General features: G+C 52.8%; 8 protein-coding genes. 3 read left to right on the forward strand and 5 right to left on the reverse strand.

Annotation, left to right across the window (positions count from 1 at the left end):
• Positions 1–218: 218 nt before the first annotated feature.
• Both I9187_RS21660 and I9187_RS21665 read right to left on the reverse strand, forming a co-directional pair.
• Positions 219–467, reverse strand: a complete 249-nt coding sequence (locus I9187_RS21660; RefSeq protein WP_171722464.1) for a hypothetical protein — start codon at positions 465–467, stop codon at positions 219–221.
• A 39-nt stretch (positions 468–506) separates the two neighbouring features.
• Positions 507–2,366 (reverse strand): Na/Pi symporter, encoded by a 1,860-nt coding sequence (locus tag I9187_RS21665; RefSeq protein WP_170474665.1) that lies wholly within the window; start codon positions 2,364–2,366, stop codon positions 507–509.
• Positions 2,367–2,627: 261 nt separating this feature from the next.
• Between I9187_RS21665 and I9187_RS21670 the strand changes: the two genes are divergently transcribed.
• Positions 2,628–4,193: an inorganic phosphate transporter gene (locus tag I9187_RS21670; RefSeq protein WP_170474662.1), complete on the forward strand. Its 1,566-nt coding sequence runs from the start codon at positions 2,628–2,630 to the stop codon at positions 4,191–4,193.
• Positions 4,194–4,446: 253 nt separating this feature from the next.
• Positions 4,447–5,520, forward strand: a complete 1,074-nt coding sequence (locus I9187_RS21675; RefSeq protein WP_170466879.1) for an isocitrate/isopropylmalate dehydrogenase family protein — start codon at positions 4,447–4,449, stop codon at positions 5,518–5,520.
• 162 nt (positions 5,521–5,682) lie between these two features.
• Here I9187_RS21675 and I9187_RS21680 read toward each other — a convergent pair whose 3' ends face one another.
• Both I9187_RS21680 and I9187_RS21685 read right to left on the reverse strand, forming a co-directional pair.
• Positions 5,683–7,497 carry an amidohydrolase gene (locus I9187_RS21680; protein ID WP_171722463.1) on the reverse strand — a complete coding sequence of 605 codons (1,815 nt, stop codon included), beginning with the start codon at positions 7,495–7,497 and terminating at the stop codon, positions 5,683–5,685.
• Positions 7,498–7,548: 51 nt separating this feature from the next.
• Positions 7,549–7,932 (reverse strand): hypothetical protein, encoded by a 384-nt coding sequence (locus tag I9187_RS21685; protein ID WP_171722462.1) that lies wholly within the window; start codon positions 7,930–7,932, stop codon positions 7,549–7,551.
• A gap of 246 nt (positions 7,933–8,178) precedes the next feature.
• Between I9187_RS21685 and I9187_RS21690 the strand changes: the two genes are divergently transcribed.
• Positions 8,179–9,153: a hypothetical protein gene (locus tag I9187_RS21690; protein WP_171722461.1), complete on the forward strand. Its 975-nt coding sequence runs from the start codon at positions 8,179–8,181 to the stop codon at positions 9,151–9,153.
• 362 nt (positions 9,154–9,515) lie between these two features.
• On the opposite strand, the gene I9187_RS21695 is transcribed toward I9187_RS21690, so the two are convergent.
• Positions 9,516–11,075, reverse strand: coding sequence for an acetolactate synthase large subunit (locus tag I9187_RS21695; protein WP_170485060.1), 1,560 nt, complete (start codon positions 11,073–11,075; stop codon positions 9,516–9,518).
• Between the last annotated feature and the right edge of the window lie 593 nt (positions 11,076–11,668).

An 11,668-nucleotide genomic window follows, 5' to 3' on the forward strand; every position in this document is an offset into this window, starting at 1 on the left:
ACAAAAACTATGCGACCGTCCTTCCTGCCTCAAGACAACTTCTTCTGACAAGACCGGCGAGTGACCGCTTTGCGGACAAACCCACCGTTCGGTGCTCAAACAGAATTGACGGCTAAGAATGCTTAAACTAGGCGCTCAAGGGTGTTGGCATCAGGCTCAAAATGGCTACGAAGGCCCTCCTCACGACTCCGCCAATTTTCAAAGACAGGAGCAGAGTTCTAGTCAATCTCGCTCAATAGCCACTCCGCCCGTTTTATACTTTCGTGCGCTGTTCCGAGTTTTCGAACTAGTCTGGCTTTTCTGTCAGGATTTTTCTCCAAATGAATTTCGGCTTCAAGATCAGTTGCTTTCTTGCGAAGCTTCTTTAGTACCTTTTGAACATGGCTGGATTTAATTTTCTCCGCTTTGCCTGCCTCAAGGCGCGAGTTGTACTCAGCCATTTTTTCGGCAAGTTTTTTCAGTGCCATCTGAATGCCCCCCGCAGACCGTTGCACAATCTCAGCATACTATTTGCTTTCTACGACTTGACTGTGACGTTTTTCGGATTCGTCTTCCTTAGACAGCGCGTCGTTCTCAGTCCCATACTCACCGAGTTCTTCTTCTTCCAAAGCCAACAAACGTTCAACTTCGGCCATAGCGTTGTCTCGTTCGATATAAAAGGTTCTCGCTGCTTCGATCAGCTTACGCATCGCGCTATAGGCGTAGTCCGAATCGTTGAGAAATGAAGTTGCAGCATCGGGAGTGAGTTGGTTTTTTCGAATGAGCTGTTCTACACGGCGCGCAGCGGTCTGTGCGTCTTCTTCTACTTGTGCACGTTCCTGATCAAGCCAGAGTGCACTACGCTCCTCCGGTTCTGCGTCTTCAAGCTTTTGAATCTCGACGAGTATTCTGGCAATTTCAGTACGGAGGTCATCATAAAGTTCGGTTGCACTCCCGGAAAACCGTACAGTGTGGCGCAAGATGTTCTTGCGCAGGTGTTTAACTGACTTAACCGCTTGAACGATGTCGCCTGCCACATCTCTCAGTGCGTAAACTCGTTCTGCCACGTCTGGTTCGACACGTTTTTCCCCAACGCGCGTCGAGAATTCGACAATGGCGGAATAGAGCGTCTTGATCTTGCGTCGGTAACTTTCCTCGATATCCATGTCGGAAGGTGTTCGACTGTTTCGAACAACCTCTGCAACGCTGTTCGCGCCAAAAACATCCTTCCGATGCAGGTTCAAGCCATGCAAGATCAACGTCATCGCGTTTTCGTAGAGATGCATAACTTCCTTTCGAAGTGCGATCTCAAGAGTTTGTGGGAAATCATCGGCCGCATCGTTCAGGTAACGCGGTTGACTGAAATCCGGGGTTGGTTCGACGATACTGCGTTCAAGAAAGGAGATCAGCTCTCGCATCAATGGTAACATGAGCAAGACGCCGAGCACGTTAAAGATGGTATGGAACACCGCCAACTTCAGAGCATAATCTTCCGCGCCGATGCCCACGGCACCACTGATCAGGTCAACCATCTCACGCAGTGGGACTATGAAAACCAAAGCTACCGCCGCAGTGATTGTATTGAAGATCAGGTGCGCCAATGCCAATCGCTTGCCCTGAAAATTGGCGCTGATCGAGCCAATAATCGCCGTAATCGTGGTTCCAATATTAGCCCCGATCGCCAGAGCCAGTGCGTTTTCATAGCTAATTTGTGAAGCAGCAAGCGCGGTGAGAGTAAGCACCATCGTCGCGTGGCTCGACTGCATAATCAAGGTCGCGGCAGTCCCCAATAAACAATAGACCACCAGTCCCCAAAATCCCGGCAGTGCGAATCGCATTAGGTCGACCTGGTCCTTGAACGCGTCGAAACCCTCTTTCATGTAATGAATGCCCAAGAACAGAAATCCCAGTCCACCAAGGGCGTAACCAATGCCACGGAGCACCTTCGGCTTCTGAAATACAAGGATTATGCTAAGGCCGATAATTGGCATGGCGTAAGTTGCGATATTTACCTTCAATCCTAGCCCGGCGACCAACCACGCACCCGTCGTCGTTCCGATATTGGCACCAAAGATTATCCCCACACCACCTATCAGAGAAATAAGGTCAGCACTCAAAAATGAGATCGTGATAACCGAAACCAGTGAGCTGGACTGCAACAACGCAGTAGAGACAAAACCGAATAAGAGCGATCGCGAAACGGACTGTGTCGCTCGCTGAAGCATTCGTTCTAATGTACCGCCTCCAAGTAGCTTGAAGCCGTCTTCAAGCATCAGCATGCCAAACAAAAAAATAGCGATACCAGCTGCAACAATCTGCGCGTCAGGACTTACCCAGAAGGCAATTAGTAGCGCGCCAATTGCGACCGGTAGGTAGTACTTGATCATTCAATCAGTCCAAATTCTGGATCACAAAAACACCGAATGGTGCGGTTATCGACCTGCAGGAAGACCGCACACTAACCTCGACCAATATTCGTATAGCGCCACGGTTCTTAGCCGATATTACATCCCAAACCCGGGCGCTTTCTGACCTCGGTGTTATTATTACCGCAACGTACATATCTCATTGATTCAAATCATGGCGTAGAAATTCTACTTGCCCAAATTGTTTGAACTGTATTGCTACTTGAGACCGTTGGACCGTGCATGCTGAGAACTGAACGCGTAGAAAAAGCAGTTCGCCTAAACCGCGAAGAACTGTTCCGGTTTGGTACGGCTCTGCTCTTCATCGTCGGCATCATGCTGGTAGCAATGGCCAGATCGGAAGGCGGAACAGACGGAGTGCTCTTGATCGTCGCCGCAATGATCGGTGGGTACATGGCGATGAACATTGGCGCGAACGACGTGGCGAACAATGTTGGCCCCGCCGTCGGGTCCCAAGCAATTACTTTGACCGGCGCTATCCTGATTGCGGCTTTCTTTGAAGCAGGCGGCGCCATGATTGCGGGGGGCGATGTTGTCGGCACAATAAAAAAAGGCATTATCGACCCGGACTTGGTGGCGGACCGAGACACTTTCATCTGGCTGATGACGGCAGCTCTACTCGCGGCAGCGGTGTGGCTGAACTTCGCCACAGCCGTCGGTGCCCCGGTTTCCACAACGCATTCAATCGTCGGTGGCGTACTTGGGGCTGGAATAGCTGCGGCCGGTTGGAGCATAGCGGACTGGTACCAGGTTGGGATGATCGCGGCGAGCTGGATTATTTCTCCCGTACTTGGAGGAGTTATTGCGGCAACTTTCCTTTACATCATCAAACGCACGATCACCTATAAATCGGACGTATTGACTGCGGCCAACCAAATGGTGCCATTACTTGTCGCTGTAATGGCATGGGCCTTTGGCACGTACCTGATGCTCAAAGGTGTAAAGAAGTTGGTGAAGGTCGACTTCCCTACAGCGCTGGTGATTGGCCTGTTGCTTGCAATCGTCGTTTATTTTCTCATTCGTCCGTATGTCGCAAACACGACAAAGCGTCTGGAAAATAAAAAATCAAGCGTGAACGATCTCTTCACCGTTCCGCTTATCTTTGCAGCAGCGCTCCTGAGTTTTGCTCATGGTGCCAATGACGTCGCTAATGCAGTGGGCCCACTGGCGGGTATCAACGAAGCGATCGCCGCCGGTGCCGTGGCCACGAAAGCCTCTATTCCGATATGGGTAATGGCGGTTGGAGCCATAGGCATTTCTCTCGGTCTCGCGCTTTATGGACCCAAATTGATCCGAACCGTAGGAAGCGAGATCACCGAACTTGATAAAATGCGCGCATATTGCATCGCGATGGCGGCGGCGATTACGGTTATTGTCGCCTCACAGCTAGGCTTGCCAGTCAGTTCCACCCATATCGCCGTGGGGGGTGTATTCGGCGTCGGATTCCTTCGCGAATACATCAAGTCCAGCTACGCCCGCATGTTGGACGAAATTAGAGAGCACCACGCCGACCATGACCCAGAAGCGGTTGAAGCATTCCTCGAGAGATTTGAAGCTGCTGACGTTACGACTAAGGGCGAGATATTACGCGATATGAAGGCACAGGCTTCCTCCGACCGTGTCTTGGCTAAGAAAGAACGGAAAGCTCTCGGCAGGGTGCATCGGATCGAATTGGTCAAGCGCACCTTATTGCTCCGAATTGCAGCGGCTTGGGTTATCACGGTCCCTTTAGCAGCTACTCTTGCATCCATGTTCTTTTTTATGATCCGCGGAATGTTGTTGCCCTAGCTATTCCGCAACTGACCCAAAAAGACTACGGCTTCTCGTTTGATAGGCTTCAATCGCCTCGGGCTTTGGTTCTAACTCACAAAAATTTCGACCGTCTGCTTTGGGCTCGGTGCGGTCTTTCGCTGCAACTTGCGTGAACGTCTACTTTGCGGACTAACCGGTCCTTGCTCAATGAGATACCAATTGCCATCTTGGATCGCATCAACTGAGCCAACCTAACGAAGAGCCAACAACCTCCGTGGGAGCAATCCTCATGACTGAACCGAGCACAGTATCTCCGCTTCAACTCCTTTTTCTCGCCGGGGATGGGATTGGCCCTGAAATATCGTCGGCCACGCAACGTGTTCTTGCCGCCGTGACGCCCATCTGCAACCGGCCGATAATTGTGACTGAGGCTGACATCGGTTTCGCTGCGCTTGAGGCGACCGGAAGCACAATCCCGGAACCGGTCCGCACCGCTGCCAAGGAGGCTGACGGCGTAGTCCTCGGCCCCGTGTCCCACAACGCTTATCCTCCGGCTGCAGAGGGAGGTCTTAATCCCTCCGGCACCTTGCGCAAGGATCTCGAACTCTACGCCAATGTTCGCCCAGCACGGACATGGGAAGGCGTTCCCAGGGCAGCCTCTAAACCGTTTCACCTGACCGTCATGCGCGAAAACCTCGAAGGCTTTTACGCCGACCGCAACATGCATCAGGGACCGGGAGAGTTTATGCCTGACCCCGACACCGCACTCGCGTTCCGAAAGATCACCCGACATGCTTCCATGCGCATTGCAGAAGCCGCATTTCGCCATGCCAAACAGGACGGCTTTTCCCGGGTAACAGCCGTGCACAAAGCAAATGTGATGCGTGTCTCGGACGGACTGTTTCTTGAATGCTGCCGCGCCGTGGCTGCCGAGCATCCCAATATCGACTATGACGAGTTGCTCGTTGACGCTGCGGCCGCGCATTTGGTCCGCGATCCGGCGGCATTTGGTGTGATCGTAACAACAAATATGTTTGGCGATATCCTTTCAGACCTTGCATCAGAGCTGTCCGGTGGCCTCGGCGTCGCGGGATCTCTGAACCTTGGCCCTCGCTTCGCCATAGCGCAGGCTCAGCACGGCTCCGCACCCGACATCGCGGATAAGGGAATAGCTAATCCGACGTCATTGATATTGTCGCTGACCATGCTGCTACGTCACCTCGATGAGCTACGCGCGGCTGAGGCAATTGAAACTGCGGTAGCGCAAACCCTTCAACGCAAGCCAACGTACGACCTTGGCGGAACCGCAACGACTGAGGAGTTTACGTCGGCACTGATCCAGGCGATCGAGGCGGGGCCGTGAGAGAAATTTCAATGTCGGTTCATGCTGTTCAAGTAGGCGCAAACATCCGTAGAAGCGTTTATTGATAGGCAGCTTTGGGCTCGAGGCAGACGTTCGCTCACCTACGCTCAATGACTGCATTGCGGACTAAGCCGACCTCGGACTTTCCTCCGACAGTACAGTCTAGTCGTGATTGTGTCCAAGGAAGTGAGACATTGGTTCTCGTCCGTGGTCGACGTCCTCGTTCCCGTGGATTGCCCGAGCATAAACAATCTCGCCACCTAGAACCGTGTGCGTCACCAGCGTGTCACCAACGTCCGTTACTGGAATTTCAAAGAGGTTTTGATCAAGCACGATCATATCAGCAAACTTTCCCGGTTCTATACTACCGATCTTGTCATCCGCGCCAAGAATTTTGGCGCCATTGATCGTTGTTACCGCAATCGCCTGTTCAAGGGTGATCGCTTCGTCAGGGTTAAGCGCCCCCATCTCGGGCATGTCAGGGTTGATCCGAGTGACAAACCCTTCGATGGCGGGAAACGGGTTGGGTGTAGGTTGAGCAGTCAACCAGTCCGAACCGTGACCAACAACTATACCTGCATCAATGGCTGAGCGGACTTTGAACATGCTGTTGTAACGGTCGTCGCCAATCTGTTGCGGGTAAGAACCTTCGACTCCAGGATGGGGATAGGGAATGTGCGGCGAGAAATCCATTTCCACGTTCTGTAGTGCCGCAAGGCGGGTGATGTCGTCCTTTGTTATCATCCAGTTATGCGCGACCTTATGTTTGGTTCCGGTTTCGCCATTGGCTTCCTTCATCGCTTCCAACGCGTCGATGACACGCCGGATTGAACCTTCACCAATGGAATGGATATGCAGGCCGACACCCATCTTGTCGAACTTGATGAAATCATCCCGATACTGCTCGTAGCTCAAAAGCGTGTCGCCAAGAAAACCCGAACCGTCCTCGTAAGGTTCAATCAGTAGCGAGGTGCGCGCGCCGGGGCTGCCATCGGAAAAGATTTTGACATAGTCGGGATAAACCAGTTCGGTTTGGTAGTTCGCTCGGTTCTGTATCTGGCTTTCGATGTCTTCCAGAGTATATGCAAGATTCAGAGTGGTGCGCCAATCCCAGCTAACAAAGACACGCTGGTGCAGATAGCCTTCTCGTTCAAGCAACTTTAATGCCTCAAGTGGAGCGCGGTGTCCTTCTGCGGTTTGCTGTGAAGTGATGCCGTAAGACAAGAACATGTCGAATATGTCGTAGATCGGTTCAGCATATTCTTCGGCGCTCGCTTGTGGAATCACCAGCTCGATCAGTTGCATCCCCAACTCGCGCAAAGTGCCGGTGGGTTCCCCAGAATCGGGGTCTTTGACTATGACCACAGCACTGTCTGACGGAGTGTCCTTGTCGATGCCCGCCAACTCCAAGGCCTTTGAGTTAACCCAGAATGTGTGCCCAGTCTGATCCAAAAGTGCAACCGGACGATCCGGGATGATTTCATCAAGGAGTTCTTTGCGGGGTGCGTCATTCTCGAAAAGCCCCAAATGCCATTGTCCTGCCAATATCCACTCCTTGTCGGGATTTGCGTCGGCATAGGCTTTTACTTCGGCAAGGATTGCGACGACATTGTCGGGCTGGGACAGTGACAAATTCATGTCGCCATACCAAGGCGTGATAAATGGATGCGAGTGCAGATCAACGGTTCCGGGCATAACGAAGGCTCCGTCCAGATCGATAACCTTGACGCTTTCACCTGCGACGGCCATTGCATCATCGTTAGAACCGACGACAACAAACTTGTCACCGGAAATCGCAACCGCTTCAGCCCAAGGCTGAGAGGCGTTCACAGTATATATTTTGCCGTTGGTGAAAACGGTGTCGGCTGATTGAGCCGAAGTTGGACTGGCCTCGGGCGCCGCATGTGAGGTTTGGTCGGCTGCCATAATCGCCAGTGCGGCAAAGGTGGCCAGGATGGATTTACAAAGCCGGATCATCTGTTTTCCTCCCCGGTGATTGCCGTATTTCTTTGGGCAGGCTGCGTCGTGTTAGAATGGTAGGTTCGTGCAATCCTTGGAAATCATCGTGGTTTCTAGCGCAGCCATCGTCCCCTTGAGTTCTGCGTATTCCTGAGTCATCGGACCATCGCCGTATTTGAATCCGCCCAATTGAACCCCGGTAACAGCCCAAATATTGGTGAGCGCTTCATCCTGATCGGCGCGCCGCTTGAGTTCGGTTTCCATTTGCTGTGCAATGCTCTGCGCTCTGCGGTATTCAGCGCTGAGCTGATTGCAGGAGTATGGAGCATATCGTTGAGCCGAAACGTCGGCTGCCTGGACCGCCACCGGCTGGGTAGCATTACATCCGGCCAGCAGAGTAGCTGAAAGGCCGAGACCCACAAGGACTTTGAAATTACGTGTTCGTGTGGTCATGAAACGGAGCTTCTTGTTGATTAGCTGTGGATTTTCCAAAGGTTGCCTTTTCACTCATGGTTTGGCTAGGTGTGACTAACACCCTTTTTTCGCGTTTTGGGGCATGGAATGAGTAGGAACAGAACTGCTGATCCATACAATGGCATTAGGCCAGGCAGGAGGGAGGTCCTGATACAGCTGGACGCTGTGTGCCGCTCTCAGCACTTCCGGGATTCGCCACAACTTGTAAGAGTTCTGAGATTCCTCGTGGATACTGAACTTGGTGGCCAAGACATGACCCCGTCATCCAAAGACATTGCATTGAACGTGTTCGGCAAAGGGAGCGAGTTTAGAAGTAAGAGTGATTCAAGTGTCCGCGTTGCTTGCAAAAGGCTGAGAAACACTCTCTCTCTCTACAATGCCCAGGTCAAACCAAAGATACTCATTTTGCTGAGTCCCGGCAGTAATCGCCCAGAGTTTCGGTTCAACCAACTGAGTTTTTGTAGCACGAAAGAGGCACTTTTCCTTGCAGATTGGTATCAGGGGGTCGCGAGCAAATCTGCCTATCGCTTTGCGATGTCGAAAATTAGTTTGGCTCTGGAACATGACCCCGAAAACGCAGAGTTGTTGGCGGCTTCGGCGGATTTGACTCTTGACGGCTACAAGCATGGTTACCAGCGTGGGGCCGATCAACTGGAAGAGGCAGTTCGTCGTGCTGATTTGGCTTATGCCATCGATAAGACCTGTGCCAAAGTGCTCCTTTCGAGAGCCATGATCTCCCTTGAACTTGGACAGTTGGAGGAAGTTCGCAAATGTGGCCAGTCCATGCTCGCGCTGGACGATGATAAGTCAATGCATTTCGGAATGTGGATGTGTGACGTCGTTTCGGAAACCCCGGGAGAACTTTACGAAGAACGCTCTGCGGTGTGCGGAACCAACGTGCCAGGCTGGTTGCACCACACTAAGTTTCTTTCGGCCTATAGCGCCGAGGATTACGAATCCGCACTGGCAGAAGCTATCGCGTTCGGAATGAATGAGTTCTTTTGGGGTGCGGTTGAGCGCGCTGCTGCCCTCGGGCAGTTGGGTTTACTGTCTGCTGCTGCATCCGAATTGGAGCGCGCATTAGAACTGAATCCTGACCTATCTGGAAACCTAGACCGCTATCTGAGAAGCTACGTGCCACACCAAGATGTTCGAATGCACATTCTGGAGGGCATCGAAAGAGTTTCACTAAGGGTATAATAGTGCAGTAGGTCTGGTCATCACCATTAACGACAGAGCACAACCGCAATGGCGCCCGCTCTTCTGCCATTCAAACGCAGAAATACAAAAGTCCGCTTTTGCTGAACCAGATGACGTGCCAGAAGGCGGCTATTGGCTGCCAACTGCCGATTGCGCACGTAGCATTCAGGCATCTTGGCAAAGCCCGCTTAGGGCTCGTTCCAGTCGTTCGCTGTGCGGTGTGTGAATGGCTGCTTTGTGTACAAAGCGGTAATTTGGCCGCCGTTTGGTCCATCGCAAAGTCATTTCACATTATCAAATAAAATTGATCCTCAATTTGCACCCCTAGTCTCATCTGCTTTTCAGGTTCCGTGTCAGAATACTCATGCGGGCGGTGGGCACACAACTTCAATCAGCGATGGCCCTTCGCTGGAGAGACCGGCGGAAAGCGCCTTTGCGAAGCTGTCCATGTCATCTGCGCGTGTCCCCGGAACACCATGGCCTTTCGCCAGCGAAACCCAGTCCAACGTCGGGTTCACCACGTCAAACATAGCCTGAGCATTCTGACCATAGCTCGCCACGCCGACGTTTGTGAGTTCATCGCGCAGGATTTGATAACCGCGGTTCGCAAACACAACGATTGTCACGTCCAGATTTTCGCGGGCCATGGTCCACAATGATTGAAGAGTATACATGGCGGACCCGTCGCCGGTTAGGGCGATGACTTTTCGGTCGGGGCAGGCGATAGCCGCACCCGTCGCACAAGGCAAACACAACCCAATCGCGCCGCCGGTGCCTGCGAGTAGGTCATGCGGGTGGGCGGTAGCTGTCGGTGGTATGACATGAAACCCGGACGTCACGGATTCATTGCAGATGATCGCGTTTTCCGGGATCAGCGCGGCCAACGCCAAACCAACTTTTTCGAGGGTCAACTGTCCGATGGGAATGTCTGGCAGGTCGAGCGGATGGGTTTCTGTCGCCGTTTTGCTTGTGACCCCGACCGCGTCGGCGAGCGCTTGCAGCGACCACTCGATATCATCTGTGGGCTTGCACAAGTCCGTAATGGGGCAATGCGGAGGTTCGGGCACGCTCGGTTTCCCGGGATAGGCAAAAAAGGCGACTGGCCTATCTGTGCCAAGCAGAGTGATCGAAGAGGTTGCTTCAAGCTGAGCGATCTTGGGCGATATCGGATAGACCAGTTGGTCTAGCCTTGCTGTTCCTGCGCCTTTGGAAATGCGCGGTATCAGAGTATCAGCCAACAAACGGCACCCCGTCGCGGCAGCGATCTTGCCAGCCAGTTCACGCTGGGGTCCAAACAGAGCTGATCCGCCAATCATCAGCGCGGCGTTCGGCGTTACAAGCCGGGCCGCCGCGGCCTCTATATCGGTTGTTGACGGTCGATGGAGGCTTTCTCGGTTGTCCAATCGGTTTGCCGCTGCGTTGGCTTCGTTCCAAGCTGTGTCGGCAGGCAGGACCAGCGTTGCAATCTGACCGTTGCGCGCGCGGGCCGCCTGAACCGCAGCCGCTCCGTCCGTGGCTACGTCAGTGGCATTGGACGACACACGCGTCCAATGACTGACCGCCTGGCTGATACCTAGGATGTCTCCCTTCAAAGGACTTTCATAATGCAGGTGATGCGTTGCGTGATCGCCCACAACATTCACGATCCCGGACCCCGCTTTTCGGGCATTGTGCAGATTGGCAAAGGCGTTGCCAAAGCCTGGTGCAAGGTGCAGGAGCGTGCCCGCAACGTTTCGCTTCATGCGAAAATACCCGTCTGCAGCACCCGTCGTGCCGCCTTCAAACAGGCAAAGAATGCAATTCATCTCCGAGTGTTCATCCAAGGCAGCGACAAAGTGCATTTCCGAGGTGCCGGGATTTGCAAAGACCGTATTCACACCATTGTTCAAAAGGGTTTTTACGAGTGATTGAGCGCCGTTCATTTTAATCCTAGCCTGATTTCAAGCGATCATTTGATGACAATGCTCGCACGAAAAGGCCTTCTTTCTAAACATATTTTCCTCTCGACACGACACTTTACGACGCATGGCACCGCAACCGCTCGCGACGTGGAGCAGTCACCGGACTTAAGACCGTACCTTTTGGCGGGGCCAGAACTTAGAGCGAAAGCATTCATACACTTGGTGAGATAGACACAGTGCGAGCACGCCCGTTTTGGGCTCGAGGCAGTCATCCGACCGTTTTTGTCGGATGACGGCTAAGCGCCGCGAAGCGGTCTTTCGGCAGCAGACAGTCGAACTTTTTGCATTTAATGATCGCTCGGCACGATAGCAGACGCTGACCAAAATTCCGCTGTGACAGTAGTTCGGACATGACTATCGCCCAGCACCGCAGCAAAATGCACAAGTATTCGCAACTCAAACCGAATTATAGTATATAAAATAGATAGTTATTGCTTGGTTCATTCGCTTTCTGAGAACAGAGGAGTTCACTGTGCCAACACCACTCTTCAAGCCCGGCCATTCTGGCAATCCCGGCGGGCGACCCAAGCTGGACCCCGAGACAAGAAAGTTGA

The organism is Ruegeria sp. HKCCE4148 (assembly GCF_017872495.1).
GTDB lineage: Bacteria > Pseudomonadota > Alphaproteobacteria > Rhodobacterales > Rhodobacteraceae > Ruegeria.